The following is a 26854-nucleotide window of genomic DNA, read 5'->3' on the forward strand; positions in this document are numbered from 1 at the left end:
CGAGACACCGAGGAGGAAACGCATGAGTGACACTGCGCCACAGACCGCCGAGGTCGGCGTCATCGGAATGGCCGTCATGGGCTCTAATCTGGCCCGAAATATGGCCCGTAAGGGCTTCCGTGTCGCCATCTATAACCGCACCGCATCACGTACCGACGAGGTGATAGCCGGGCATGGCAACGAAGGGACGTTCCTGCCCTTCCATGACCTGGCCAATTTCGTAGCCAGCCTCGAGCGCCCGCGTCGCGTCGTCATGATGGTTAAGGCGGGGTGCGGCACCGATGCCGTCATTAAAGAGATCACCCCTCTCCTCCAACCTGGTGATGTCCTCGTCGACGGTGGTAATGCTTATTTTGGTGATACCCGCCGCCGTGAGGAGGAAATACGTCCCACCGGCATTCACTATGTTGGTACTGGCATCTCCGGTGGGGAAGTCGGGGCCCTTGAGGGTCCATCAATTATGCCTGGCGGGTCTAAGGAATCTTACGAAATCATCGGACCGGTCTTAGAAAAAATCTCCGCCCACGTCGACGGTGAACCCTGCTGCGCATGGATGGGTACTGACGGCGCCGGACACTTCGTCAAGATGGTCCATAATGGCATCGAGTACGCCGATATGCAGTTCATTGGCGAGGCGCACTCCCTTTTGCGTGCCGCCGGTTTGACCAATGCTGAGGCCGCCGATGCCTTCGAGTCGTGGAACCATGGCGACCTCAATTCCTACCTCGTCGAAATCACTTCTCGGGTACTGCGTGCCAAGGATCCTCGTAACCCCGACACAGACCTCCTCGACGTCATCCGCGACGAGGCGGGAATGAAGGGAACGGGCACCTGGACCGTCCAGACTGCTCTCGAGCTTGGAGTGGATGTCTCCACTATCAGCGAGGCGGTCTTCGCCCGATCCGTTTCCAGCGCCATGCCGCTGCGCACGGTCGGTCAGCATGTCCTTGCGGGGCCGGAGCACACCATCACTGTTGAGGACCGGCAAACCTTCCTTACCGATGTTCGTGATGCCCTATGGTCGGCGAAGGTGGTGGCCTACGCACAAGGTCTCGACGAGATTCGTACGGCGGCCGCCGAGTACAACTGGGAGGTCGATATGGGCCAAATCGCGTCAATCTGGCGCGATGGCTGCATCATTCGCGCGCGTCTGCTCCAACGCATCAGGGATGAATACGCCGCCGGTGACCTCGTATCCCTCCTTGAGGCCCCGTCCGTGAAGGCCGAGCTCGCACGCTGCCAGCAAGCGTGGCGCCGGGTCGTCGCCTGTGCTGTCGAGGCCGGTGTTCCAGTTCCGGGATTCTCTTCAGCCCTGGGCTACTACGACCAAGTCCGAGCCCCTCGTCTTAACGCCGCTCTCACCCAGGGTCTGCGCGACCTTTTCGGTGCCCACACGTACCGGCGCGTTGACGACGAAGGTTCTTGGCACCTCAACTGGTCAGGCGACGGTCGCGAAGTCCGCGCCAACTGAGTCTTCCCTCCACGAGAGTGGCCAGCCCTGGCCGTCGTGTCTGTTCCTACCCCACGCAACCCCATAAGGAGCCCCATGACCACCTCCCCTACGATCAACGACTGGTGGAAGTCCGCTGTCGTCTATCAGGTCTACCCACGCAGCTTCGCCGACTCGAACGGAGACGGCATTGGCGACGTGCGTGGCATCATCGACCACCTCGACCACCTCGTCACCTTGGGTGTCGACGCCCTGTGGATCTCACCGTGGTACCCCTCCCCCATGGCTGACGGCGGATACGACGTCAGCGACTACTGCGACATCAACCCGGACTTTGGCACCCTCGCCGATGCGGACGCCCTCGTGGCACAGGCGCACGAGCTGGGTCTGCGGGTCATCATCGATCTCGTCCCGAACCACTCCTCTCAAGAGCATCCATGGTTCAAAAAGGCGTTAGCCGCAGCTCCCGGCTCCCCAGAACGCGACCGCTACATCTTTCGTGATGGCCGGGGCGAGAACGGTGAACTTCCCCCGAACAACTGGCCGTCAGTTTTCGGCAGCGGCGCATGGGAGCGCATCACCGAGCCGGACGGCACTCCCGGTCAGTGGTACCTACACTTTTTTGACGTTTCCCAGCCCGACTGGAACTGGGAGAACTCCGACGTCCTCGAAGAGTTTGACCGGGTGCTGAGGTTCTGGTTCGACCGCGGGATCGACGGTTTCCGCATCGACGTCGCCAACTCGCTGGTTAAGGAATCCGGTCTTCCAGATCTCCCCGAGAACGAAAAGTTCGGCGAGCTCGTCGGGGATAGTCCGATGTGGGATCAGCCTGAACTTGCATCAATTCAGCGACGCTGGCGTGCTATCGCCGACGAATACGCCATACTCCCGAGGGACCCAGGATGTTTGTCGCCGAGGCTTACCTCCCCCACGACCGCCTGGTCCGCTACCTCGAGTCAGATCGGCTGCATACGTCCTTTAACTTCGAGTTCCTCATCTCGGCGTAGAAGGCCAACTCGCTTCGCACCACGATCACCGAATCGCTAGCAGCTCACGAGTCGGTGGGCGCTAGTGCCACCTGGGTACTTGGTAACCACGACAATGTCCGCCCGGTCTCCCGCTACGGCAAGGAGATCTCCGGGCTGGACTTCTCGGATCCGTCGGCTCCGCACGCCCAGTTTCATGGCACCCCTACCGATGTGGCTCTGGGACGGTGTCGGGCTCGCGCCGCCGCCATGCTGGAGCTGGCTCTACCGGGCGGTGCCTACATTTACCAAGGCGAAGAACTTGGCCTCCCAGAGGTCGAAGATCTTCCCGAAGAAACCCTCCAAGACCCCACCTGGAAACGTTCTGGACACACAGATCGCGGTCGTGACGGATGTCGCGTTCCCATGCCGTGGAGCGGTTCCAACGCACCCTATGGGTGGTCGACAAACGCGAACACCTGGCTCCCCATGCCGAGTAATTGGGCCGAGTGGACCGTCGAATCTGAGCAGAACGATTCGTCATCCTTCTTTATCCTCTACCGCACCCTACTGGCCGAGCGCCATGCCAACCCAGCACTGGGCGCCGGAACGATGACTTGGAACGAGTCCAGCGACGAGGTCCTCGACTTTTCCCGCGAGCCCGGTTTCCAGTGCATCGTCAACTTCGGCGCCGAAAAGGTGACCGTGGACGCTGACGCGGTTATCGCATCGTCGATTCCGTTGGACACCCAAGGTAAGACGGTGTCAGTCGGACGCGATCAGGCTGTCTGGTTGCGAGTCTGAACGTCGATCACACCGTGACGAGGTAGGCCGATAAGGCCTGCCTCGTCTGGTCGTCGATGGGCACCGAAGCGCCCGTCTTCGGATCGACACAAACCAGCACAGTGGCGGCGTCGAGGGCCGACCCTTCCTCAGTCGCGATGGATCCGGCCAGCGTCATTGACGACGTCCCCAACCGCGTCAGGGCGGTATGAACTCGGCATGACCGCTGGGTCGGCAGAACCTGACGGCGATACCGAATATCTTGACGCACGACGACCCACAGATAGTTCCCAGCTCGTCTCATTCCCGGCGACCACGACGTCGTCGCCAGGATTCTCGCCTCTTGCAGGTATCCAGCCAGACTCACGTTATTGACGTGGCCTTGACGGTCGACATCGGACCAGCGGATCGGCACCTCGATGAAATCACCAGCCTCGGACACATCCACCACCTTGATGGGCTTCCACTGCTGTGACTCGACTTTCATCGACTCAAACGCGCCACGCTCACCATCGGTGAGGCGACGGGGTCGACCAGTCGCGAAGTCGAAAGGGCAGATAGTTCCCCGGGCACGAGCGACCTCAACGTCGTGGTGCCAGGCCCGATAATCAAGGACGGTCCGGGCCGCGCCGAGCTGGGAGCACCCCACGGCCACGCGCAACGGGCTACCATCAACTACGAAGGGGGCCAAAAACTCCACATCCTGACTGACGACGACGATCCCCGTGTCAAGCATCTCCTGGGCGCCATTGGTGTAGAACGCCTGGTTTCGTGACTCCTGTACAAGCTCGCTAATACGAACATTATTGACGTGTCCCTGCGCATCCATATCGGACCAACGCAGTGGAATATCGACGACGACAGCTCCAGTCATGAAGCGTCGCTTCCCTTTGCGGCGCCCGGTTGATCGTTTTCGTCAGCGAACATCTCGTCAAGGAGGTAAGCGTATTTTTCAGCCACCACTCCACGACGCACCTTGAGACTGGTCGTCACTGAGTGTGAATCCTCGGTCAGGTCATGGTCAAGAATGGCAAATTTCTTGACGGTCTCCCAGCGTTCAAGCCGCGAATTAGCCCGATCGACGTACCACTGAATACTGCGACGCACGCGTGGATCTGCGGTGAGCTCGGCATAGCTGGCATCAGCTTTGCCATGTCTTTTGCCCCAGGTCATGAGCGCGTCCCGATCGAGGGTGAGTAGAGCGACGGCGTATTTATGTCCTTCGCCAAGCACGACAGCGTTAGACAGGTACGGGCAGTTGGCCATCAGAGTGGCCTCGACCTTCTGTGGGGCGACGTATTTACCACCAGAAGTTTTGAAAAGATCCCGCTTGCGATCAGTAATGCGCAGGTAGTTCTTTTCATCGAATTCACCAATATCACCGGTGTGGAACCAGCCATCGGTGAACGCTTTGGCGGTCTTCTCGGGCAGGTTGTGGTAACCGCGAGCGACGATTGGCCCAGAAACCAAGACCTCGCCGTCTTCTGCGATCCGCGCCAGACATCCCGGCGCGACCGGTCCAACAGTTCCCGAGCGAATAGCGGTAGGGCCACTAAAGAAAGCAACCGCTCCAATCTCGGTGGCCCCGTACCCCTCGACAATAGGAATTCCAGCCGAGAAAAACCATTGCTGCACCTGCTCAGAAAGCTTGGCACCACCGCAAATCATGAACTCGATCCCACCGAGCTTGCGGCGCAAGGTAGAGAACACCAGTGCATCAGCGATCTTGAGTTTAGCGGCTACGGTGACTGGCAGCCGATCACCGGCACGACGGTACTGCTGGACGTCCCGGCCAGTAGCAAACGCCCACCGCGAGACTCGGCTCGCCAAGCGTCCCTGCGGGTAGGCTGTCATGACTCCAGCGCGGATTTTCTCAAAAATACGGGGCACACCACACATGACTCGGGGTTTAACCTCGCCAAGGCTACGGGCCAACCTCGGAATGCGCGGCTCAATAGCCTGGGTGATGCCAATCTCCACGCAAATCGCGATAAGGCACTTGCCGAAAGCATGAGAAAGCGGCAACCACAACAGATGAATATCCCCGCCTCGGAACATGTCGAGGCTCTTCCACGCCTGTCCCATATAGGTCCAGGCCTGGTGAGTGAGTTCAACTCCCTTGGGAGTGCCAGTAGTGCCCGAGGTGTAAATGAGGGTGCACAGGTCGTCAGGCTCAATCGAGTCGATCATGCGGCGGACAAGTTCTGGCTCAGCAGCCAGACGACGCCGTCCGTGAGCAATGACGTCAGCCATAGTGGTGAGGCGGTCATCGCTGACCCCGGTCTGCTCGGAGTCGTCGACAAAGCTAATGATGTGACGTACCACCGCGTCGACTTCGGGGCGTCCTTGGATCTTGGCGACTTGGGCCGTCGAGTCGACGAAAAGGATGGACGAGTGTGAGTCGACCAGGATAAAGCTGGCCTCTTCTGGCCCTGAATTCGGGTAGATCGTCGTAGTCGCACCACCTGCGCAGGAAATGGCCATATCGGCGATGATCCACTCAGTACGAGTTCCGGAGAGCAGAGCGACGCGCCCCTCACGAGGAAGACCGAATTCCATCAGCCCTGCAGCAACCTCGTGGGCCTGGCGACGGAACTCAGCAAAGGTCATCGGAAGCCAGGTATTGGGCTCATCGTCGGGACCCGAGGGTGTCAAGAATGCAATGCGGTTGGGATGAGCATCTGCCTGACGATCAAGCATCGCCGCAAAGTTTTTTGCCGAGGCTGCGAGGAGCTTCCTCTGCACAGCATGAGACTCGTCGTCACTGGTACCGCTCATCAGCTCACCCTCACCTCGATCAAAAGTAACTTCTGCCACGCTATTGCATGTTTCATTGGCCAGTCCCCACAACTCCCGATATCAACAATGGGCGGTTGTTGACAGAAGTAGGCCGGAAAGCATTCTCCACGCCACGGGTACGATGATGATCATGTCACAGGGCGGCTCTGGGCGCAGCACTAACGAAGGCGCCACTAAGACATGTGATGATGTCGGGTCCCAGATGGAGAAGTCAGCTGCGACTGCCTGGTTGAGCATCGAACAGCAGCGGGTTTGGCGAGCGTGGCTTCTCGGGTCCGCGCGTATCACCTCTCGTCTTTCGCAGGAGTTGCGTCGCCACGACCTGGAACTGTGCGAATACGAGATCCTGGCCAGTCTCTCGGAGGCTGACGACTACGCGATGCGGATGTCTGTACTTGCCACTGAGGTGCATCAGTCGAGGTCCCGGCTCACCCACGCCGTTGAGCGACTGGAAGCTCGCGGACTCGTCACGCGAGAACCCGACGTCCGGGATCGTCGCGGGGTGGTAGCTCGGTTAAGCCCCACCGGAATGGATCTGCTGCGTCAAGCCGCCCCGAACTATGTTCGTACGGTTCGCCACATTGTCGTTGACCCGGTCGATCCCGAGGATTTCGCTGCCATGGGACGAGCCATGAGAGCGGTTCTCTCCGTGCCAGACTGAGGCCATGACAGCCACCACGGACATTCTCCAGGACTTCCGATCAACTCTAAGAGGTCTTGATGCCTCCGCCCTGGAGATCCTCGACGATTCCCTGCTGGCGCGCGCCCTTTACTCTTCTGACGCCTCGATCTACCGCGTTGTTCCTACCGCGATCGCCCATCCCCGCAGCACTGACGAACTGTCTGCCCTCGTCACAGCCGCAAGCCAGGTAGGCCTGCCCATCACCGCCCGCGGGGCCGGTACGACGTGCGCTGGCAATGCAGTTGGGGCAGGGCTGGTTATCGATACTTCGGCCCACCTCAACCGCATTCTCTCCCTCGATCCTCAGGCCCGTACCGCCGTCGTCGAGCCTGGTGTCGTTCAGGACTGGTTGCAGCACGCCGGAGTCCGGCACCGGTTGCGGTTCGGCCCGGACCCGTCCACCTCAACACGTTGCACTATCGGCGGGATGATCGGCAATAACGCCTGCGGGCCGCGCGCGCTGGGATATGGCCGCACCGGGGACAACCTTGTTGATGTTGACCTCCTCACCGCCGACGGTCATGTGACGACCCTGCGTCGTGGAGACTTCGCTGTGCCGTTCACCCAACGCCTGGTGGATCTGACAGACGCAAGCCTTGCGACGATCCGGACCGAGTTCGCGACTTTCTCCCGACAAGTTTCCGGATACTCCATGGAATGGCTATTACCGGAACGTGGCCGCAACTTCCCCGCCTTCATCGCGGGCACCGAGGCCACATTGGGCATCGTGACGCGGGCTACCGTGCAACTAGTGCGCGAGGCTGCCTATGGAATGACGGTCGCGCTGGGATATCCGTCTATGCCCGAGGCCGCCGATGCCGTGACTGCCCTATTGCCTTTCTCCCCGGTCGCCTGCGAGGGGTTCGGACGCCGAATCGTCGACGTGGTTTCGCGTGCCGGACGCCCGGTGCCGGACTTGCCGCGCGGCGACGGCTGGATGTTCGTCGAGCTGCGAGGGGACGACGAGACCGAGGTAGCTTCGCGAGCCCGAAAGCTGGTTGCCGCCAGCGGATGCCTGGACGGATGGGTCGTCTCCGATCCTGGCCAGGCTGCGGCTCTGTGGAAAATCCGCGCGGATGGTGCGGGGCTCGCCGGAGTCAGCCTTAACAAGCCAGCTTGGGCAGGATGGGAGGATTCGGCCGTTCCAGCCAACGACCTCGGGGCATACCTGCGCGATTTCGAAGCCTTGTTGGACGACCACGGCCTGCATGGCCTGCCCTACGGTCATTTCGGCGAAGGGTGTCTGCACTGCCGTATCGATTTCCCCTTAGATCAGCCAGACGGCCCCCGGCGCTACCGCTCCTTCGTCACCGAAGCCGCCCGGTTGGTCGCTCGGCATGGAGGTTCGGTCTCCGGGGAGCATGGTGACGGCCGGGCCCGCTCGGCCTTGTTGGACTTGATGTATTCCCCCGACGCCCTGACGTTGTTCTCCAAGGTCAAGGCCATTCTCGACCCGGATAACCTGTTTAACCCAGGTATTTTGGTGAATCCTGCGCCGGTGGAGGCCAATATAAGGACCCACGAATCGGCTCTTTCCCCCATGACCATTTCCCACCCTGAATTCGCCGCCGACGTTCATCGCTGTACCGGGGTGGGCAAGTGCATCGCCCCTACCGCCCCTGGCGGGGTGATGTGTCCCTCGTACCAGGCGTCCGGGCTCGAGGTTGATTCCACGCGTGGCCGAGCCAGCGTGCTCAAGGAAATGGTCAACGGCACTCTTATTAACGGCTGGGACTCTCCCGAGGTGGAACGGGCACTGGACCTGTGCATGGCGTGCAAAGGGTGCGCCCGAGATTGCCCCACCGGAATCGACATGGCCAGCTACCGCAGCACGGTTCTTGACGAAAAATACCGTCACCGTCTCCGCCCTCGCTCCCACCTGACGATGGGGCTGCTGCCCATGTGGGAACGTTTGCTCAATCGGATCCCAGGAGCGCCGTCGCTAGCTAACGCAGTGCTTTCGATACCGGTCTTCGCACGTCTTGCTAGATGGACAGCCGGGGTGGATCAGCGTCGTCCCCTCCCCCGATTCCAGCCCTCGGCCAGATTGGCCAGTCCGCAGGCCGCCCCGGCTAAGGAGATTGTGGCGGATCCGGAAACATCGCCTTCATCTGCCTCGACTTCACGTTTCCAGACCCGCTGCGACCATGACAAGGGCGACGTCGTGATCTGGGTAGATTCCTTCTCCGACATGCTCGAGGGGTCGGATCTCTCAGCGGTAGTCACAGTGCTTGCTGACGCCGGCTATCACCCTAGGGTGCTCACCAACGACATCTGCTGCGGGTTAACGTGGATCACCACCGGTCAACTCGACGGCGCTCGGCGTCGGCTGCGCGCTGGTCTCGACGTACTGACTCCCCTATCCGATGCCAATGTCCCCGCCGTTGGGTTAGAACCGTCCTGCACTACCGTCTGGCGTGATGACGCACTCCGCCTCCTCTCAGACGACCCACGTGTTCGGCGGGTCGCCCGGAACATGCACACCGTCGCCGAGATGTTGGAGGCAGCGAACTGGACCCCGCCATCTCTGGCCGGCCACACTATCGTCGCCCAACCGCACTGCCACCACGCCTCAATTCTCGGGTTCGGCCCGGACAAGCGACTTCTCGAGGCCGCCGGTGCCACCGTCACGGTGGTTAGCGGATGCTGCGGTTACGCCGGGAACTTCGGCGTCGAGAAGGGCCACTATGACTTCTCGGTGAAGGTTGCTCACAACGACCTGTTACCAGCTATTGAAGAGGCCGGACCCCAAGCCATCATCCTGGCCGACGGATTCTCGTGCCGACGCCAGGTCTCAGACCTGATCGGACGACGTGCACTGACCCTCTCTGAGGTCTTCGCCTCGCACGTGAAGTAACAACTCATTCTCCGCCCTCGCGTTCTATCTGCCATACCCAACTAGATAGACAGACATACTAGCAACAGCCATGATGTAGTCATGGATGATAACCACTGGCCGTCCGAATGGCAGCGAGGCGTTCTCGACCTCTGCGTGCTACACATCCTGGCCGACGGCCCCACCTACGGTTACAGCATCGCGGCCCGGCTCACCGATGCCGGCTTCGCCGACGTCAAGGGCGGCACCCTGTACCCCCTGCTTAAACGTCTGGAAGGTGCCGGTCTAGTTGACGTCGAGTGGCGACCCGGCGAGGCCGGGCCGGGCCGAAAGTTTTACCTCATCAACACTGCCGGAAGACAACGCCTAATGGCGCTCACCGCAAGCTGGCAGCGCTACTCCACCACCGTCACCCGACTGCTCGACGAAGGATCACTATCATGAACTACGCATTCGAACGCGCCCATGCACCCCACGTCGACGGTGGGCGTCGTCACAGCTCCTGCGGCACAGACCATCGGAGCGATCCTGATTCCGATAGGAATCATGGCACTGCGCCACCACCATCGGGTTGATATCACGACGGGGATAATTATCGCAGCAGCGCTCGTCCTGATCCCATGGATGATCCTGCCCGTGCGCACCCCTGCTGCGCGCCGTAACTCACACCAAGTCCATGCAGCGGGTTATGTTCGTCACTGCCCTCTGGTTCGGCGCACTTGTCGTCCCACCACTCGTGCTAACGCGGGTCGTCAGCCAGCCTCCGGCATGGGCCGTCGTAGCCGTCTGGATCCTGCCAGCCTTCACCGTGGTGCTCACGACACTGGCCTGACCGGACCCGCGCCCCATGAACCACGTCTGAATGGCTCGGGATGCAACGGGACACAATTAGTCTCGGTCCCGGGCTGAATGACAGTCCGGGACCGGTTCATGCACTTCGCTCAGTCGCGGGTGAGCCGACGATGCTTCGAGGCGTGTGGACGCGCAGCCTCCGGACCAAGTCGCTCAATCTTGTTGGCCTCGTAGTCAGCGAAGTTACCCTCGAACCAGAACCAGCGCGGGATACCATCCTCGTCCTCCCCCTCCCAGGCCAGGATGTGGGTAGCAATGCGGTCCAGGAACCAACGATCGTGGGAGACCACCACGGCGCAGCCGGGGAATTCCAGTAGGGCGTCCTCGAGGCTTGAGAGGGTTTCAACGTCGAGGTCGTTGGTTGGCTCGTCGAGGAGCAACACGTTGCCGCCCTGCTTGAGGGTGAGGGCGAGATTCAGACGGTTGCGCTCACCACCGGAGAGTACCCCTGCCGGCTTCTGTTGATCCGGTCCCTTGAACCCGAAACTAGCGACGTACGCGCGCGATGGCTCCTCAAAGTTCGCGACCTTGATGTAGTCCAGCCCGTCGGAGACGACCTCCCAGACGTTTTTCTCTGGGTCGATACCGGTGCGGTTCTGGTCGACGTAGGAGAAGCTGACCGTCTCGCCAACTTTGAGGGATCCAGAATCAGCTTTCTCGAGCCCGACGATGGTTTTAAACAGGGTCGTCTTACCGACGCCGTTTGGGCCGATAACACCGACGATGCCGGCTCGCGGCAGGGTAAACGAGAGGTCCTTGATGAGGATGCGATCGCCGAATCCCTTGGAGAGATGCTCGGCCTCCAACACGACGTTGCCGAGACGCGGGCCCGGCGGGATATTGATTTCGGCGGTGTCGATCTTGCGGTTGCGCTCGGCCTCGGCAGCCATCTCCTCATAGCGGGCCAGGCGGGCCTTGTTCTTGGCCTGACGGGCCTTGGGCGAGGAGCGCACCCATTCCAGCTCTTTCTCGAGGATCTTGGCGCGTTTAGCGTCTTTCTTGCCTTCGATCTGGAGACGCTTGCGCTTGGTGTCCAGGTACGTCGAGTAGTTGCCCTCGTAGGGGTGCAACTGGCCGCGATCGACCTCACAGATCCACTCGGCGACGTGATCAAGGAAATAGCGGTCGTGAGTGACGGCTAGCACAGCTCCCGGATAGGACTTGAGGTGTCCCTCCAACCAGTTGACAGACTCAGCATCCAGGTGGTTGGTGGGCTCATCGAGAAGCAGCAGGTCAGGCTGCTCGATCAACAGCTTGCATAGCGCGACACGACGCCGCTCACCGCCTGACAAGACGTCAACAGGGGTGTCGCCTGGGGGGCACTGCAAGGCGTCCATGGCCTGCTCAAGACGGGTATCGATATCCCACGCGTTGGCGTTATCGAGCTCGGTCTGCAGCTCACCCATCTCGGCCATCAGGGCGTCAAAGTCGGCGTCGGGGTTGGCCATCTCGGCGGAGACTTCCTCGAACCGTGCCAGCTTGGCTTTAATGTCGCCGACGGCCTCTTCGACGTTCTCGCGAACAGTTTTGTCCTCGGTGAGCGGGGGCTCCTGAAGCAAGATTCCGACGGTGGCACCTTTAGCCAAGTTGGCATCGCCGTTATTGGGCTTATCGAGACCAGCCATGAGCTTGAGCATCGTCGATTTACCAGCGCCATTCGGTCCGACAACACCAATCTTGGCGCCCGGGAAGAACGACAGCGTGACATTATCAAGGATAACTTTGTCACCTACCGCCTTTCGGACGTTGTGCATGGTGTAGATGAACTCGGTCATCGGCACTCCTCCAGAATCTGCGGGAACGGGGCGGCCGGCACTTCACCGACCGCTGCACAGTATGCCAGTCGTTGTAACGACTCCCGTCACCAACTCATTCCCACATCGGCCCTGATCGACCTCAGGAGCCAACCATCTCGACATCGTCGTCAACCACCTCGGCATCCTCATCGACCCCATCCGGAGAATCGTGGTAACGCACTACCCGATCATCGCCCAGGGGAGCTTCGGCGCGTTTCTCGGGTCGACGACACGTGGCAGGCAACCGGGATAGGTCCGGTCCAACATTATGTGCAACGACAATGAGTTGCTCGTGGGAGCCCTCATCGTCGATCCAGCTGCGGGTACGAAGTCGCCCGGTTACCATCACCGGGTCCCCCTTACGCAGGGAAACGTGACAATTGTCAGCGAGTCGGCCATAGACGTGCACCGACATCCAGGTCGTCGTCCCATCGACCCACTCCCCCTGCCTCATGACGCGAGGGGTGTGGGCAACCCGGAATCTGGCTCCCCGCCAACCCTCTCCGATTTTCATCTCGACGTCGGTTCCGAGGTTCCCGGTAAATGACACGTTTGCGTCCATCTGTGAGCTCCTTTCACTCACATACGGTTATCGGCGCAACTCCCGAAATCCGCCAAACAATATCCCAACTGTGGATAACCTCCAGGCGACACCGTTCAGCAACTGTGGATAACGACGGTCAAGACGCTTTCGCCACGATCTTCACGACCTCATCGTGGTGATCCAACTCGGCATTCACTGGACCAACAACCGACTGCCATGCGACGTCGGTGAGATTAGCTCGCAATTCAGACCTGGCATAACGTGCGGCAGCTCGAGCACCAGCCTGCACACCGGCCTGACACAACAGGGAAACCACGACCCCCGCAATAACCCCGCCCACAACCATAAGGGTCGGCACTGGGAAGTGATGCCATCTCACTGGCGGAAGTCGGAACTGGAAGTAGGCGCTCAGGGCATCGACGGCGAGCCATGCCAGCCCGGCTACCACGATGATCATGAGGATCCACTGCACCACAGTTACGAGTTTCCACCAGCCAGTACCGTGGTGTACTCCCAGATCGGTGGAAGCGACGGCCCGGTCGATGTCGTCGGGAAGGTCTGTGCGATGAGACAGCGATGCCGCACGCACCACATCGGCCCAGGAGCGCGGAAGTCCCTCGGATGCTTCCGATGCCAACGACCGCACTGCTGTATCAATCTTGGCTCCAGCTACCCCGACTCGCGCCGTCAAAGCGCTGCGCTGTACATCAGTGGGTTCAGTGCTACGTGCCCGCCCCTTCTTCCGTGTGGAGCCCAAGTCCAGATGCAACCGATGCAGCGGGTCCGGGCGAAGCCTCGATACCCACGCTGTCACCGGCCAGCCGGTAGCCCGATGTCCCCTCCTGCGATAGGCCTCCCGAGTCGCTTCGACGACGGGTTCAACACCGCCGGCGGTGCACAAAGCCGCAATCAACTGATCGACCGAATCCTGACTCACCTGGCCTGCCGCGTCTCCAGTTGCCTCCGCCAGGCGTTGCGAGACATTATCGAGGTCGGCGTGCAGTCGGGCCACTTGGGCCTTCTTAGCGCGCACAGCGCGAGCCAGTGCCACGCGCATGTCATCTACGCCCTCACCGGTAGTTGCGGAAATCGCCATCATCTTGGCTTTTCCTAACCCTTCAGAATCCAGTAGGCGACGAAGATCACGCAGACAGTTTTTACGCTGCTCTTTGTCGAGGTGGTCAACCTGGTTGAGAACCACCGTCATGATCTCAGAGTGGCTAGCCAACGGCGTCAGGTAGCGGGTGTGCAAGGCGGCATCGGCGTATTTTTGCGGGTCGACTACCCACACGATCATGTCGACCATCTCGACGAGCCGGTCGACCTCAAGGCGGTGTTCAATGCACACCGAGTCGTGGTCTGGCAGGTCAAGTAGCACCAAGCCATCGAGAGTATCCCCGCTACCCATGTGGTGACGACGAGGAACGTTGAGCCAATCCAACAGGGCCTCCGCCGATTCCGTTCCCCATACCGCAGCGGTGGCTTTAGACGTCGTCGGACGCCGTACCCCAGGATCGGTTAGTTCTGCACTTGCCAAGGCATTGAACGTCGAGGACTTCCCTGACCCCGTCGCGCCAGCAAGAGCAATGACGGTGTGATCTCCGCCAATTCGGCAGCGCTGGTCGGCCCGTTCCACAACGGCGCGAGCCTGAACCACGACGTCGTCAGGGATGCGTCCTTCAGACAGGTCCACCGCTCGGGACAGCAGATCAATGCGTTCGGCAAGGTCGACGCGACGTCGCCTCATCGTTCCTCCTGGCAAGGCTCAGGATCCAGAACGGCCGCCGGTTTAACGATCTCAGCGTCAAGGACCGGCATGTCCGCTTGTACCTGCCCTATTTCGCGAGCCTGGGATGCCTCAACCTCGGGATCCTCACGACGTGTTCGAATCGTCACCTGGTCGCTGAGAGGCTCTGGCGCATCTTGAGCCTGTCGGATCTCCTCGATCGAGGCGCGAATTCGGCTCGGAACCTCGGTATCGACTCCCGAGGAGTCAAGAACAGCCCGGTACCGCGTCACCTCATTGGCCAGCAAGCCCTCGACCCGTGCGTCAAGCTGGTTCTTAGCAGCTTTCGCCAGGCGCCGTACCGCGTCGTCACCAAAGAGCGCCTCTAACAGACGCTGGGCGACGATAGCTGATCCCCCGGCGATCCCAGCTTCGGCCCCCGATAATCCGCCGGTGTGAGCGAAGACGACGAGCATCAGTGCAACTGAAACACCATTGACGCCGAAAGCCATGAATCGCGCCTTAGAGCGTTTGTTCATGCCCTCCCCAGCCACGAGTTCCATGACGTCGGTCTGCCAGTCTCTCACCATCCGAGAGACGGCCTCGTCAAACCCTTGCGACGGGCGGGACAGATCCTCATCAGCCCCCTCCAGGACGCTACGCCCTGCCGGATCGGTGTGCCACACGGACTCAATCCGCTCACACCCGCCCTGGGCCTGCGCAAGAATGAGACTCTCCAAGCCAGATTCCACTGCGACGCTGACCTTCTCGACCTCCGGCGGCGCTCCTTTGAACGCCTGCACCACCCGGTCTCGGAACCAGGAAACCTTCGCCTCCATAGCGCGCATGAACTCGCCAGTTCCAACGAATTCGTGCCACCGTGCCAATACTTCGCCACGCAACAGAGTGCCGTCAGCGGATTGGGCAGCAATCGACCTGTAGGACTCAGCCATGATCGACTGGGCATCCTCGTATAGTCGCGATGCCGCAACCGCCTGCGCTTCCAAGCCTGCAGCGACGTAAGAGGCCCTCTCACACACTGAACCGATCGCTCCAGACAACGTGGAAGCGATAACCTCGCGTCGCTTCTGCTGATTCTGGGCCAAGCTCGACAAGAAGAACCGCAGAGGGGCGACGGCCTGGTCAGGGAGCGCACCTTCAGCGTTCGTCTTGGTCTCCGGGACAGCAAAAAGCGGGGAATCAGCCAGGCCACGCTCCGTCATGAGTCGGCCGAGGTCCGCCGGTACCTCTCTCATGGCTTCCACAGGAACGCGGTCACACACCACCGCGATCGACGCGTGCCTCTCTTGAGCCTCGTTGAGGAAATCCCACGGCACAGCGTCAGCGTAGCGGGCTGCTGAGGTGACAAAGACCCACAAATCCGCGGCCTGGAGCAACTGAGCCGCCAGATCACGATTGCGGGTCACCACAGAGTCGATGTCCGGGGCATCGAGGATGGCCAAACCTCGCGGAATGTCTGGCTCCGCTACGAGTTGCAAACTCGACGCGTCGTTACTGGCCACCTGCGAGCGCACCAGGGTAGGCAGCACTCGGTCTCCGTCGAACCAGAAAGCGTCATCGGGGTGGTGAACGAGAACGGGCGATGTTGTGGTGGGACGGATAACCCCCGGTTGCGTCACCATACGGCCCACTAAAGAGTTCACCAGGGTTGATTTACCAGCCCCGGTCGACCCTCCTACCACCGCCAGAAGCGGCGCATCAATAGTCTCTAAGCGCGGCAAAATATAGTCGTTAAGCTGGTTAGCGATGCGTCGTGCCAGCCCGGCCTGAGTAATAGCCTCCGGCAAATCCAAGGGGAACTGGGCCTGACGCAGGTTGTGCCGCAGATCGGTCAACGACAGCAGTATCTGCTCAGTGTTCATGGTGATCCTTCCTGGTCACTCGTCAGGCCTGTGGCGGCGCCCACTGCAACTCGTTGTTGACCGGCTGGTTGCGACGTCGCTTGAGGAATGCGGGCAGTCTCGGTTTCGACAATTTGGCGCCTCGGGCGACGGTGATAGCCGCCGGGCGCAGCACATTCATGCGGTTGATGAGCTCGATCTGACGCGGACCAGGATCATCGTCCAACCCACGCACAATGGCGTCACGAAGATAAGCGAGATCTGTCCCAACGCGCAGGAACTCTAACGTGTGCCACCACCGGCGCGGCCCCTGGCTGAGAGCCACCAACGCCGCCCATTGGCGACGCCTCAGGGCCGAAAGAGTATCCGCGTCAGAGTTTGGCAGCCATCCGCCCTTGACATAATCCTCGAGTCGATATCGGATCATCCTGCCCTCGCGCACCGTGCGGACGACCAAGAAAACCACAACGGAAGCGACGATACCGAGGGCGACAAACCACAATTTCTTAAGGATCGCCATCGGCAAAACCGAGGAGAACCCATTAAAAAGCATGTGGCCCACTACAGCCATAACGAACCCCGTCGTCGGAGCGAAAATCCTCACAAGTCGACTTCGTGACCTCAGCCCAAGGGCCAGACCGATACCCGTCATGCTGGTGAACAGCGGATGCCCAAACGAGGCATACACTCCCCGCAACAGCACCAGCTCCATCACGGCCTGCTTCGGGTCCCCAGCCGAAGCCGTCACACGGGCGTAGTTATCTGCACGGGCGTAGTACATAATGTTCTCGACAAAGGCGAAACCAATTGCCGAGAGCCCGGCCATGCTCACCGTCTGAACTACCGAGGTCATCCGTCGCCCCATGCCGATGGCCAGCGCGAAAAGCACAAGCGCCTTGCATGATTCCTCAACAAAGGGAGCCGAATACACTGCCGGACCGGCGCCCGATGCTGGATCAACCCCACCTGTCACCGAGAGCATCCCGGCCATCCACGTGTTCACGTGCATGCTAATCCAGGTCGCGACGCACGCTCCCCAACAAAAGCAGAGAAACCACACGTGCAGGTGCCGGGTTCTGAATCGATCAAGAAAAATAAAGATCGCTGACCACACAGCAGCCGTCGGCCACGCGTAGTGGAAGGCCAGCTTCAAGGACTGGTTGGTGATCCCCGGGATGACACCCTTCTGACCTTGCTGCTCGACCTCAGTATCGGCATGCACGATGACGTAGGTGTGGACCATGCAGGCCGCTGAGATCAGCACTAACGCAAGCAACACCCAGAACCACGGATTACGCAACGCACGCTGCCACCAGGGACGACGCGCAATGGGCGTGGGGGCAACGTACGACATAGTTGAAAGACTACCGGCCGCCCGGGACACTTTCCGATGCGCCAAGTCCTCGCCCGGCGAAACACGGGAAGACACGGTGGCGGCCCGGGTGGGAATCGAACCCACGCGCGACAGATTAGAAGGCTGCTGCTCTATCCGCTGAGCTACCGGGCCATATTCGACATACTATCGGGGTTCGGCCTTGATGGCCCAGCCGGCCCCAACCAGTAGCGAACATGCCTGCATGCATTTGTTCGGCATCCTAGCCTGTCCCCGTGACTGATTCGACGCACGCAGATCCCGCCACCCCACCGGTGAAGTGGTCGTCGATCATCGTTTCGGCCTACCTACCGACGCTGATGTCCTCCCTGGGCTACGGCGCAGTGATTCCGCTCATCCCACTCACAGCAGTACATATCGGAGCATCGGCAGCCCTCGCTGCCGCAATTGCCGCGCTTGTCGGTATCGGCCAAATCATCGGAGATGTGCCTGCCGGATGGCTCGTAACAAAGATCGGTGAGAAATGGTCTCTAGTGATAGCCATGCTCATTGACGCGGTTGCGCTTGTGTCCATGGGGCTGGTGCACCACCTTGGTTTGCTAGCTGTCGCGGTCTTTGTCAACGGCATGGCCGGCGCCGTGTACGGCATTGCCCGACAGAATTACCTGACGGTAGCGATCCCATACCGATACCGAGCTCGCGCGCTGTCCACCCTCGGCGGAGTGTTCCGGGTGGGTTGGTTTGTCGGCCCCATGGCGGGATCGTGGATTCTCCGCGAAGCCTCCATGTCATGGGCATACGGATTTGCATCCGTTGCCAGTGTTCTCGCCGCTGCCGTGACCACTGTCATGCCCGACCTTCCCCCAGTCGATGTCCCACAAACTGCCGTTGACGATGCCCCCACCAAGATCTCGACGTGGACGATAGCCAAACAGAACTCCAAGGTCCTGTGGACGACGGGGTTGGGAGTGACAGCTCTCATGGTCGTTCGGTCCGCGCGACGCTCCCTACTCCCGTTGTGGTGCCACGCCAACGGTCTTTCCCCAGCCACCACGGACCTTATCTATGCCTGGTCGATGGCTGCTGACGTCCTACTCTTCCTGCCCGGCGGAGCCCTCATGGACAGATTCGGACGCTGGTGGGTGGCAGTGCCGTCAATCTTCATCCAGGCCCTTGCACTCCTCACCTTGCCGCTAGCCCATACAGCGACGACTATCGGCATCGTCGCCCTCGCCATCGGTATTGGCAACGGCGCGAGTTCCGGCATCGTCATGACGCTGGGATCCGATGCCTCTCCCAATATCGGACGCCCACAGTTCTTGGCAGCGTGGCGACTCCTCTCCGATACTGGCTCAGCAATGGGACCAATCGTGGTCACCCTTGTCACCCTAGCCTGGCCATTGTCGGCCGCCAGCATCGTGATGTCGATCATCGGCCTGGTCGGCAGCTACTGGATGGGGCGCTGGGTGCCGCACGGCAAACGCTAATTGACGCCGTCCTCGCCCACCCGCTGTCCTAACTACCGACTAGGCTGTGATGCCGTGAAAGACATGCTGGTGTGGATCGATTGCGAGATGACCGGGCTCGACCTGGCCCACGACGGGCTCATCGAGGTGGCCGCACTGGTCACCGATGGACAGCTCAACGTTCAAGGTGAGGGGGTGGACGTCATCATCAAGCCCGAGCCCCAGTGGCTCGATCACATGAATGATTTCGTGCGCAACATGCACACCACATCCGGCCTTCTTGCGGAGCTCGACAAGGGACTGACGATGGCGCAGGCCCAGGATCAGGTGCTCGACTACATCCGTACCTACGTCCCACAGGCTGGTAAGGCGCCGTTAGCTGGCAACACCATAGGCACCGACCGCTCCTTCCTGGCCAAGGACATGCCTAAACTCGAGTCCTACGTGCACTACCGCAACGTCGACGTCTCCTCCATCAAGGAACTGGCACGACGCTGGTACCCGCGCGCATTCGGACACTCCCCGGAGAAGCAGGGCAACCACCGAGCGCTCGCTGACATCCAGGAGTCCATTGAGGAGCTCATGTACTGGCGCGAGGTCCTTATGGTTCCTTCCCCTGGGCCGGAAACCACGCGTTGTGATGAGATCGCGGCCAAGTATCAGGGCTTCCTCACCGGGGCTGGGAGAGACTGACGCCGGCGGGCGAGAAAGTCAAAGTTGCATTTCTGTTTCAGAAACAGATACCCTTCACGGGTTGCCTGAGAGAGGCACGTGGTGGCTATAGCTCAGTCGGTAGAGCACCTGGTTGTGGTCCAGGGGGTCGCGGGTTCAAGTCCCGTTAGCCACCCCATTCTTTGAGAAGGGGGAGGCGACTCCCCCTTAACCCCCTCGAGCGGGTCAAGTACCCAGGTCCCGGCTCGTTTATTTCTGGCTTACTCCTCAGCTCGCCCGACCCCACCCACGACCTTGACGTCAGTGAGGGCACGTGCCGCAATCATCGTCTCCTCGTAGCACGACGCTTTACCCAACATCGTCCAAAAATGGCCAGAGGGCGTCCACGATGTGGAACATGAGATTGTTGACCATTCTCAACCCCTTCGGCGGGACACAATGCTCCCCATGACCGTGAAGAATCAGCATTCCGCCGCTGAAGAGCAACACCTCCGGCGAAGCCTCAGCAATAGGCACATCCAACTTATTGCCATTAGCGGCGCCATAGGTACCGGCCTGTTTATGGGCTCCGGCAAATCCATCAGCACTGCCGGTCCGAGCATCGTGGTGGCCTACCTCGTTATCGGCGCAATGCTCTTCTTCGTCATGCGTGCCATGGGCGAGTTGTTGCTGCACAACCTGCAATGGAAGTCTTTTCAGGATTTTGCCGCTGACCTCCTCGGCCCGTGGGCAGGATTCTTTCTGGGATGGACGTATTGGTTGTGCTGGGTCGTCACAGGCATGGCCGACGTCATCGCCATCACCTCGTATTGGAGTTTCTGGACTCACGACCGCGCTTGGGCCTTCATCCTCACCGCGACGACGCTTCTCCTGCTCCTCGCCCTCAACCTCTTAACGGTAAAACTTTTCGGCGAGCTGGAGTTCTGGTTTGCCCTTATCAAGATCGTCGCGATCCTCACCCTCATTGCGGTGGCAATTGTGCTCATCGTCATGGGATTTACCTCAGCCAGCGGATATAAGGCGTCGGTGTCGAATCTGTGGTCCTACGGTGGCTTCGCTCCACGTGGCTGGAGCGGATTCTTCGGCGGCTTCCAGATCGCAGTCTTTGCCTACGTCGGTATTGAGCTGGTCGGCACCACCTCTGCTGAGACCGCCAATCCCCCAAAGACGATGCCTAAGGCCATCAACGCTGTGCCGGTCCGTGTTCTCGTGTTCTATGTGGCAGCTCTACTCGCCATGATGTGCGTTACCCCATGGAATCTCATCCAGACCGATTCCTCCCCCTTCGTGCAAATGTTCGGGCTCATTGGATTTACCGCAGCCGCTGGCATCATGAACTTCGTCGTCCTCACCTCAGCGGCCTCGAGCGCCAACTCAGGCGTCTACTCAACGTCTCGCATGCTCTACGGCCTAGCCCACAAGGGCATGGCGCCCCGCGCGTTCGGCAAGCTATCCCGCCACGGTGTCCCCGGCTGGGGACTGTTCTGCACCATCATCCTCATCGGATCGGCCCTCATCCTCGCCGCGAAAGACTCGGTCATGGGAGCATTCACACTCGTTACGACGGTGTCGGCGGTGCTGTTCGTCTTCGTATGGAGCATGATCCTCATCAGCCATATCGTCCACGTACGACGCAACCCTCAAGCTCATGCCAAGTCGATCTATCCGATGCCCGGCGCCAGTTTCATGCCGTGGGTCGTACTCGCTTTCTTCGTCTTTGTCATTGTCCTTCTCACTGGAGCTGACGACACACTTCAAGCCTTGCTTGCTGCTCCTATCTGGTTCGTCGTGTTGGGGATCGTGTGGGCAATCGTTCGGCGCCGCTCCCACCATGACGACCTCGAGACCGACCTGCCAGCCGACTAGACCCCCAACTCCAGCCGCTACAGTAAGTACGGTCGAATCCGGTCATTGCGGGGGTAAATCATGTCCGACGAGGGCGTCATGGGCAAATCGACGACGAAGCGCGTCGGTAGCCACTACGTTCTCGACGATGTGCTTGGACGCGGTTCCATGGGCACGGTGTGGCGCGGCCATGACCTCAATGACGGATCCCCCTGTGCCATCAAGATTCTCAACCCAACCCTGACGACGGATAAGGGCGCAACCCGACGCTTCATCGATGAGCGTGACATCTTCATGTCCGTCGACGATGACGCCGTCGTCCGGGTCACTGACATGGTCGTCGAGTCCTCAACGTTTGCCATCGTCATGGAATTGGTTGACGGCCCGGATCTCGCGCAAGTCCTGAAATCCCTTCCGGATCATCGCCTGGACCAGGGCACGGCGGTCTCCCTGGGAATCGAGGTTTGCCAGGCTCTCGCCGCAATTCACCGCGTCGGTATTCGGCATCTCGACATCAAACCAGCGAATATCCTCATTGAGGATCCTGAGAATGTCAGCGGGGCGCGGATTACCGATTTCGGCGTCTCCGAAGTGGTCGCCTTTCATGGCCCGCGCGAAGTCGTTGGTACCCCTTATTACCAGGCTCCTGAAGTTGCAGCTGGTTGGACGCCGACGGCCGCCAGCGATCTGTACTCATTTGGTGTGACCTTATACGAGATACTCGCTGGCCACATGCCGTTTCAGGCTAATTCAACCGGAAATCTTCTCCGCAATCAGCCTCCACCAGCCATCCCCGGCGTCGATCCACGGCTGTGGAACACCATACTGACGTGCCTGGCTCCCGATCCTTCTCAGCGTCCCGACAGTGCTGAAGTGCTGGCCTCTGAGCTGCGTTCGTGGCGCAACGGTGAGCAACCGGTACGACTCGTCAGTCGACGGTCCCAGCCTGTCCGACCCACTCCACAACCTATGCCCAGGCCACGACTGGTACGGTCGGCACCGTCAGCGATAAGCGGAGCTACTCCCCCGGCACCGTCGGCGACATCTGTCGCTACACAACAGCGCGGCAGTGGGTGGGTTATTGCTCTGTTAGCTGTGCTGGTACTGGTTGGAGCCGGGGTGTTCTTCTACGTCAAGGGGATGCCCGGATCTCATTCGGATGCCGCTCCTCAACCAACCCAGGCACCAATCTCTACCTCTACGCCAGAGGTCAGGCCAACGCGAACTGTGACGGCTCATGCCACGGTGACAACGATGAGTTCTCCCATACAGATCCAGCTTCCTGGCGGGGCGGTGGAGTGTGGACAAGGGGCCTGGATCGCAAATCCTCGCACCACCTGTCCTCTGGCATTGGAAGTGGTGCGGTCTGTGCCAGCAAACCATCCGGCAAGCTTCGCCATTGACGCGCAGGATCCAAGAACAGGAAAATCACGACACTTTTCCTGCAATACCGTCGGGCAATACGTCGACTGTGGCAGCCAGGATCTCGAGGTCTATCTCGTCATACCCGGATGATAGGTCACTGGCATAGTGATGATAGCTGGCCTACTGTGAAATACTTCTGCCTATGAGACGGCGAACAATCATCGCAGCCGGTTTGAGCATGCCGCTTACTGGATGCGTCTCTCAAGATTCCCAGCCCAAGGAGCCACCGTCCACCACGGTTACGGCATCACCGACTCCTTCTGGCACCTCGACGTCATCCTCGGCAAGCCCGACGTCGGCTCCATCTCACGCCTCAACGGCTACCTCCAGGCCGACCCCAATCCGCATGAATCCGCGAGCTGTCGAAATCGCCAAGAAATTGTCTCCCGAGCAACGCGCCGGCCAATGCATTCTTGTCGGCGTAGTGCCATCAGACTCCCCCGAATACATCACCAACCTCATTGACACCCAGTGCTTAGCCGGAATCTTCCTGCTAGGACACTGGACGAGCAGGTCCAAGCTTGAGGCCATGCTCAGCGCTGTTAATCACGTCAGCCCGCAGGGCATCAAACCTATTGTCGCAACTGACCACGAAGGTGGCGAAATCCAGAACATCCGGGTGCCAGGAGTCGATCACCTGCCGAGTCAGGAAGCTCTGGCCCGGATGTCCCCGGCCAAGGTGCAAGCAGTCGTAACGACCGGTGCTCGTCAACTCGCCAAACTCGGCGTCCATATGGTCTTCTCCCCCGTGGCTGGCGTCATCGACCCTCGCCTTGGGGTACGTAATAAGCCAATTGCCAAGCATCATCGTGGTTTCGGAACCGATCCGCACCTCTGCGGGCAATACTCGGCAGCCGTCGTTGCGGGACACCGCAAAGCGGGGATCATTTCGACCACTAAGCATTTTCCTGGCATCGGACGGATCACGGAGGATACTGACTTCAAATCCGCCGGGATTACTGACGACAAGACCACCCGCCACGACCGATATCTTGAGTCTTTCCGGATGGCCTTTGACGCTGGATCTGAAGCCGTCATGATCGCATCCGCGTACTACTCAAAGATCGATCCCGGCACCCTCGGGTTATTTTCATCAAAGATTATGACAGATATGCTGCGCGGAGACTTCGGTTATCAGGGACTCATCGTGTCCGACGACCTGGGGAGTTCAGTCTCAGTATTCTCAGTCGATGGTGGTCATCGGGCAAGCAAATTCGTCTCTGCCGGCGGCGATCTAGCTATCACAGCTGACCCCCTTCTGGCAGGCCCCATGATTCGCGCGTTGACGTCGACCGCGACGTCCGCGTCCGGTAAGAAGCGTCTTGTTGACGCTGCTAGCCATGTCATCAATGTCAAATTGGCGCATTCATTGACGAAGTGAGGGGAGAACGAATCATGACTGACGATGGATCCAGCAAAGAGAAGTACCCAGACGATTCACACTCTGGCTACAATGACGCCGAATTGACCCCCGAGCAGCCCGATTCGAATAGTGGTCAGGCGCGAGATGACGAGCCAGCCCAGGAACTCTCGCAGGATCGCGAGGCTACGCAGCAATTCTCGACGAATCCTGACGATTACGACAATCAGCAGTATCCGCAGCAAAGCGATTATCAGAACGCCCAGTACCCACAAGACTGGAACCAATACCCCCAGAGCGGCGATGGTTGGGGAAGCGAGAGTACTGCCCCCCGGATGGAGCCAGCCAGCAGGCCAGTATGAAGGCTGGAATGGCCAGTATCCCCAGCAAGGCTGGGACGGACAAAACCCCCAGCAGGGGTGGGACCCCACCCAGTATCCACAACAAGGGTGGCAAACCGGCCAGAACCCGCAAGGATGGGATAGCCACCAGGGCTGGGACCCCAACCTTCAGGGCTGGGACGGCCAGCCCGGAGCACAGATCGATGACGTCCAAAGCACTCCCGCGGCTGCTATCGGCCAGGGTGACGTCGATAATCTCCAAAACGACCCAAACTATTACTTCGACAGCAATGGTGAACGTGGGCCTGGCTGGTACGGCCCATCTGGAGCGTTCTTCCCTGCCACGCAGGCATATGAGCCTAACGCACAGCCAGATCTCAGCTACATGGCTGAGGGAACACCCGCAGGTACAACCGGCACCGACCATGAGCACATCAGCGAACCGGTCGGCGGGATCCCATTCAGCGATGCTCCCCAACCTACACGCAAAAGTCAATACTGGATTATTGCCGTTGCAGCAATTCTCGTCGTTGCCATCGGTGCCGGAATATTCTTTTATCTGAGGTCCAAGTCGGGTGCGACGAAAGCTGTTCCTGCAACAGCATCGAAGCCGGCCGCCTCGGCCTCAAAGTCCCCTACCCCTGAGGTCACGGTCACCTCGACATCGACGGCCACTGCCGGCGCTACAAGTGTCGCTCCTGCTTCCGCCACACCGATGCCGAGCGTTCCCAACGATGCCTCGACTACCCCGTCTCCTGACCTCGTCCGTCAGCTATTTAATGCCCCGGACGCGCAAGTGCAGTGGGTCAGCCTGGCTGCCGATGGACAAAACGCTGCTGTTGCCTATGCGTCTACATTTAATATTAACGGTAAATCCGCCGGTCCCAATGGCGGACACCTGGTAATGAGGAAAAATGGAAGTCATTGGGAGCCTCTCTCCCAGGGCGGTGTCATTGTCGATGATAATGACTGCGATGCAATGCTCAAGACCCTGGGAGATAAGGCAGCTGTTGCAGCCAGCCAGGTCATGAACAATAAACAGTGCGATGCCGCCATCGTGTACGACTTGGCTAAGGCGAGCCCCATCCGTCTTGGCGAAATGGCAGGTGTTGGACCTCTTAACTTAGACAAGAGCACCTCCGAACTTGCCAGTACAATCCACGTTATTCCGGACGGCGTCGGTGACGGTTGCACGCGAAACCCAACGGCATATAGCCGATACGGCGATCTCCTCGGTGGTGTCTGGACCCAGGGCGGTAAGGCACAAGCATACCTCTTTACCGGGGGCAACAACGCCACCTCAAATGGAGCACGCATTGGAATTACAGAGGCACAACTGCGGTCTGACTATTCTAAACTCAAACTGATCGACGTCAGCACGGAGTTCTCAGGAATCAAGCTGGGCTTTCAGAAGGCCCTCGCATATTCGTATCACGGCAAAGAAATCGATTACCTCTTTAACGGTGGCAAGGTTGTCGCCTACATGATTAGGAATTCTGACTTCAGCCCAACAACGTGTTGATAACCAGATTCAAGCAATGACGTGGCTTCCTGTTGAGAGGAAGCCACGTCATTGCTTATGAGATCCTATGAACTCTGCAGGCATCACAACATACATGCGTCACGGACAAGGTCACGAACTCAGTGTTGGGTGGTTGGTGCGGGTGTGTCGTCGGGTGGGGTTTGTGGTGGTGTCGTATCGTGGTAGGCGTGTGGTTATGTTGCGTGTCGACCAGACTCTAGGTTGTTGTGGCTAGCCGGCCCTGGTGTGCATGGTTGGTCCACATACTTTGATTGTGATGGTTTCTGGTCGTAGTGCTAGCGCGCCGAGCAGTTAGTGTTGGTGTGGTGGTTTCAGTGAGTGTTAGGACACGCTAGCCATGCCTCCCACGTGGCATGGCTACATAATCTGGTGGTGTGGTGTCAGGCCACACTCGTATTCCCCTACACCCGGGCCTGGTTATGTCTAGCAATAATGCGACCTATAGTCTGGCTGGGGCCTGGGCGTGTGGGTATGCGTGTGTGGGTGTATCACCCCTCCAGCCAGTCTGGCTGGAGGGGTGATACACCCACACACGCATACTCCTTCCCCCTTGGGGGGAAGGAACAGTATAAGT

21 protein-coding genes, 2 tRNA genes and 1 pseudogene are annotated in these 26854 nt (G+C 59.8%); 16 read left to right on the plus strand and 8 right to left on the minus strand.

Annotated features, from left to right (window positions below; translation table 11 throughout):
• The first annotated feature begins 22 nt into the window (after positions 1–22).
• From gndA to ACOYO3_RS09305, 3 genes are all read left to right on the plus strand, one after another.
• The gene (gene gndA, locus ACOYO3_RS09295) at positions 23–1471 is read left to right on the plus strand and encodes an NADP-dependent phosphogluconate dehydrogenase (protein ID WP_002524824.1); all 1449 of its coding nucleotides are present in this window, start codon (positions 23–25) and stop codon (positions 1469–1471) included.
• A gap of 75 nt (positions 1472–1546) precedes the next feature.
• Positions 1547–2497 (plus strand): alpha-amylase family glycosyl hydrolase, encoded by a 951-nt coding sequence (locus ACOYO3_RS09300; protein ID WP_427305862.1) that lies wholly within the window; start codon positions 1547–1549, stop codon positions 2495–2497.
• Positions 2498–2511: 14 nt separating this feature from the next.
• A complete protein-coding gene (locus ACOYO3_RS09305; RefSeq protein WP_427305863.1) occupies positions 2512–3219 on the plus strand; it encodes an alpha-amylase family glycosyl hydrolase in 708 nt (235 codons plus the stop codon).
• A gap of 7 nt (positions 3220–3226) precedes the next feature.
• Here ACOYO3_RS09305 and ACOYO3_RS09310 read toward each other — a convergent pair whose 3' ends face one another.
• Both ACOYO3_RS09310 and ACOYO3_RS09315 read right to left on the minus strand, forming a co-directional pair.
• Positions 3227–4072 carry an acyl-CoA thioesterase gene (locus ACOYO3_RS09310; RefSeq protein ID WP_002517011.1) on the minus strand — a complete coding sequence of 282 codons (846 nt, stop codon included), beginning with the start codon at positions 4070–4072 and terminating at the stop codon, positions 3227–3229.
• Positions 4069–5976 (minus strand): AMP-dependent synthetase/ligase, encoded by a 1908-nt coding sequence (locus tag ACOYO3_RS09315; protein ID WP_002530339.1) that lies wholly within the window; start codon positions 5974–5976, stop codon positions 4069–4071. Before ACOYO3_RS09315 ends, ACOYO3_RS09310 begins: the two co-directional genes overlap by 4 nt.
• 142 nt (positions 5977–6118) lie before the next feature.
• Between ACOYO3_RS09315 and ACOYO3_RS09320 the strand changes: the two genes are divergently transcribed.
• From ACOYO3_RS09320 to ACOYO3_RS09335, 4 genes are all read left to right on the plus strand, one after another.
• Entirely contained in the window at positions 6119–6658 is a 540-nt protein-coding gene (locus ACOYO3_RS09320) for a MarR family winged helix-turn-helix transcriptional regulator (RefSeq protein ID WP_002516996.1), read from the plus strand.
• Between the two features lie 4 nt (positions 6659–6662).
• The gene (locus ACOYO3_RS09325) at positions 6663–9536 is read left to right on the plus strand and encodes an FAD-binding and (Fe-S)-binding domain-containing protein (protein ID WP_427305864.1); all 2874 of its coding nucleotides are present in this window, start codon (positions 6663–6665) and stop codon (positions 9534–9536) included.
• Between the two features lie 81 nt (positions 9537–9617).
• Complete coding sequence (locus ACOYO3_RS09330) at positions 9618–9959, plus strand: PadR family transcriptional regulator (RefSeq protein WP_002518412.1); 342 nt, start codon at positions 9618–9620, stop codon at positions 9957–9959.
• Positions 9960–10191: 232 nt separating this feature from the next.
• Positions 10192–10347 carry a hypothetical protein gene (locus ACOYO3_RS09335; protein WP_002519252.1) on the plus strand — a complete coding sequence of 52 codons (156 nt, stop codon included), beginning with the start codon at positions 10192–10194 and terminating at the stop codon, positions 10345–10347.
• Positions 10348–10456: 109 nt separating this feature from the next.
• Here the strand turns inward: ACOYO3_RS09335 and ettA are convergent, their stop codons facing one another.
• The 6 genes from ettA to ACOYO3_RS09365 all read right to left on the minus strand — a co-directional run bounded on the left by ettA (position 10457) and on the right by ACOYO3_RS09365 (position 17802).
• Positions 10457–12142 carry an energy-dependent translational throttle protein EttA gene (gene ettA, locus ACOYO3_RS09340; RefSeq protein WP_002524830.1) on the minus strand — a complete coding sequence of 562 codons (1686 nt, stop codon included), beginning with the start codon at positions 12140–12142 and terminating at the stop codon, positions 10457–10459.
• A gap of 121 nt (positions 12143–12263) precedes the next feature.
• Positions 12264–12725 carry a single-stranded DNA-binding protein gene (locus ACOYO3_RS09345; RefSeq protein ID WP_002517034.1) on the minus strand — a complete coding sequence of 154 codons (462 nt, stop codon included), beginning with the start codon at positions 12723–12725 and terminating at the stop codon, positions 12264–12266.
• A 118-nt stretch (positions 12726–12843) separates the two neighbouring features.
• Positions 12844–14454 carry a YfjP family GTPase gene (locus tag ACOYO3_RS09350; protein ID WP_002520274.1) on the minus strand — a complete coding sequence of 537 codons (1611 nt, stop codon included), beginning with the start codon at positions 14452–14454 and terminating at the stop codon, positions 12844–12846.
• The gene (locus ACOYO3_RS09355; protein ID WP_002524831.1) at positions 14451–16316 is read right to left on the minus strand and encodes an ABC transporter; all 1866 of its coding nucleotides are present in this window, start codon (positions 16314–16316) and stop codon (positions 14451–14453) included. Before ACOYO3_RS09355 ends, ACOYO3_RS09350 begins: the two co-directional genes overlap by 4 nt.
• 22 nt (positions 16317–16338) lie before the next feature.
• A complete protein-coding gene (locus tag ACOYO3_RS09360; RefSeq protein WP_002524832.1) occupies positions 16339–17649 on the minus strand; it encodes a PrsW family intramembrane metalloprotease in 1311 nt (436 codons plus the stop codon).
• A gap of 77 nt (positions 17650–17726) precedes the next feature.
• Positions 17727–17802, minus strand: a tRNA-Arg gene (locus ACOYO3_RS09365).
• A 140-nt stretch (positions 17803–17942) separates the two neighbouring features.
• Between ACOYO3_RS09365 and ACOYO3_RS09370 the strand changes: the two genes are divergently transcribed.
• The 9 genes and pseudogenes from ACOYO3_RS09370 to ACOYO3_RS09410 all read left to right on the plus strand — a co-directional run.
• Entirely contained in the window at positions 17943–19115 is a 1173-nt protein-coding gene (locus tag ACOYO3_RS09370) for an MFS transporter (RefSeq protein ID WP_002519250.1), read from the plus strand.
• Positions 19116–19178: 63 nt separating this feature from the next.
• Positions 19179–19787, plus strand: a complete 609-nt coding sequence (gene orn / locus ACOYO3_RS09375; RefSeq protein WP_002523167.1) for an oligoribonuclease — start codon at positions 19179–19181, stop codon at positions 19785–19787.
• 81 nt (positions 19788–19868) lie between these two features.
• Positions 19869–19944 (plus strand) — tRNA-His (locus ACOYO3_RS09380).
• 260 nt (positions 19945–20204) lie between these two features.
• Positions 20205–21632 (plus strand): amino acid permease, encoded by a 1428-nt coding sequence (locus ACOYO3_RS09385; protein ID WP_002518363.1) that lies wholly within the window; start codon positions 20205–20207, stop codon positions 21630–21632.
• Positions 21633–21692: 60 nt separating this feature from the next.
• Positions 21693–23126 carry a serine/threonine-protein kinase gene (locus ACOYO3_RS09390; protein ID WP_427305865.1) on the plus strand — a complete coding sequence of 478 codons (1434 nt, stop codon included), beginning with the start codon at positions 21693–21695 and terminating at the stop codon, positions 23124–23126.
• A 256-nt stretch (positions 23127–23382) separates the two neighbouring features.
• The gene (locus ACOYO3_RS09395) at positions 23383–24417 is read left to right on the plus strand and encodes a glycoside hydrolase family 3 N-terminal domain-containing protein (protein WP_002525563.1); all 1035 of its coding nucleotides are present in this window, start codon (positions 23383–23385) and stop codon (positions 24415–24417) included.
• 14 nt (positions 24418–24431) lie between these two features.
• Positions 24432–24758, plus strand: a complete 327-nt coding sequence (locus ACOYO3_RS09400; RefSeq protein WP_002519247.1) for a hypothetical protein — start codon at positions 24432–24434, stop codon at positions 24756–24758.
• Complete coding sequence (locus ACOYO3_RS09405; RefSeq protein WP_002525562.1) at positions 24700–26259, plus strand: hypothetical protein; 1560 nt, start codon at positions 24700–24702, stop codon at positions 26257–26259. Before ACOYO3_RS09400 ends, ACOYO3_RS09405 begins: the two co-directional genes overlap by 59 nt.
• 118 nt (positions 26260–26377) lie before the next feature.
• A pseudogene (locus ACOYO3_RS09410) lies at positions 26378–26494 on the plus strand (GNAT family N-acetyltransferase); the annotation flags it as partial.
• Positions 26495–26854: the final 360 nt, after the last annotated feature.

This window comes from Cutibacterium sp. KBN10P07758 (assembly GCF_050286205.1).
In the GTDB taxonomy this organism is placed as follows: Bacteria; Actinomycetota; Actinomycetes; order Propionibacteriales; family Propionibacteriaceae; genus Cutibacterium; species Cutibacterium acnes.

What these genes read in the sequence shown, in the direction of transcription:
- gndA (WP_002524824.1), top strand. Translation starts at nt 23, where the DNA reads ATGAGTGACACTGCGCCACAGACCGCCGAGGTCGGCGTCATCGGAATG.
- ACOYO3_RS09300 (WP_427305862.1), top strand. Translation starts at nt 1,547, where the DNA reads ATGACCACCTCCCCTACGATCAACGACTGGTGGAAGTCCGCTGTCGTC.
- ACOYO3_RS09310 (WP_002517011.1), bottom strand. Translation starts at nt 4,072, where the DNA reads ATGACTGGAGCTGTCGTCGTCGATATTCCACTGCGTTGGTCCGATATG.
- ACOYO3_RS09315 (WP_002530339.1), bottom strand. Translation starts at nt 5,976, where the DNA reads ATGAGCGGTACCAGTGACGACGAGTCTCATGCTGTGCAGAGGAAGCTC.
- ACOYO3_RS09320 (WP_002516996.1), top strand. Translation starts at nt 6,119, where the DNA reads ATGATGATCATGTCACAGGGCGGCTCTGGGCGCAGCACTAACGAAGGC.
- ACOYO3_RS09325 (WP_427305864.1), top strand. Translation starts at nt 6,663, where the DNA reads ATGACAGCCACCACGGACATTCTCCAGGACTTCCGATCAACTCTAAGA.
- ACOYO3_RS09330 (WP_002518412.1), top strand. Translation starts at nt 9,618, where the DNA reads ATGGATGATAACCACTGGCCGTCCGAATGGCAGCGAGGCGTTCTCGAC.
- ACOYO3_RS09335 (WP_002519252.1), top strand. Translation starts at nt 10,192, where the DNA reads ATGCAGCGGGTTATGTTCGTCACTGCCCTCTGGTTCGGCGCACTTGTC.
- ettA (WP_002524830.1), bottom strand. Translation starts at nt 12,142, where the DNA reads ATGACCGAGTTCATCTACACCATGCACAACGTCCGAAAGGCGGTAGGT.
- ACOYO3_RS09345 (WP_002517034.1), bottom strand. Translation starts at nt 12,725, where the DNA reads ATGGACGCAAACGTGTCATTTACCGGGAACCTCGGAACCGACGTCGAG.
- ACOYO3_RS09350 (WP_002520274.1), bottom strand. Translation starts at nt 14,454, where the DNA reads ATGAGGCGACGTCGCGTCGACCTTGCCGAACGCATTGATCTGCTGTCC.
- ACOYO3_RS09355 (WP_002524831.1), bottom strand. Translation starts at nt 16,316, where the DNA reads ATGAACACTGAGCAGATACTGCTGTCGTTGACCGATCTGCGGCACAAC.
- ACOYO3_RS09360 (WP_002524832.1), bottom strand. Translation starts at nt 17,649, where the DNA reads ATGTCGTACGTTGCCCCCACGCCCATTGCGCGTCGTCCCTGGTGGCAG.
- orn (WP_002523167.1), top strand. Translation starts at nt 19,179, where the DNA reads ATGCTGGTGTGGATCGATTGCGAGATGACCGGGCTCGACCTGGCCCAC.
- ACOYO3_RS09385 (WP_002518363.1), top strand. Translation starts at nt 20,205, where the DNA reads ATGCTCCCCATGACCGTGAAGAATCAGCATTCCGCCGCTGAAGAGCAA.
- ACOYO3_RS09390 (WP_427305865.1), top strand. Translation starts at nt 21,693, where the DNA reads ATGTCCGACGAGGGCGTCATGGGCAAATCGACGACGAAGCGCGTCGGT.
- ACOYO3_RS09395 (WP_002525563.1), top strand. Translation starts at nt 23,383, where the DNA reads ATGAATCCGCGAGCTGTCGAAATCGCCAAGAAATTGTCTCCCGAGCAA.
- ACOYO3_RS09400 (WP_002519247.1), top strand. Translation starts at nt 24,432, where the DNA reads ATGACTGACGATGGATCCAGCAAAGAGAAGTACCCAGACGATTCACAC.
- ACOYO3_RS09405 (WP_002525562.1), top strand. Translation starts at nt 24,700, where the DNA reads ATGGTTGGGGAAGCGAGAGTACTGCCCCCCGGATGGAGCCAGCCAGCA.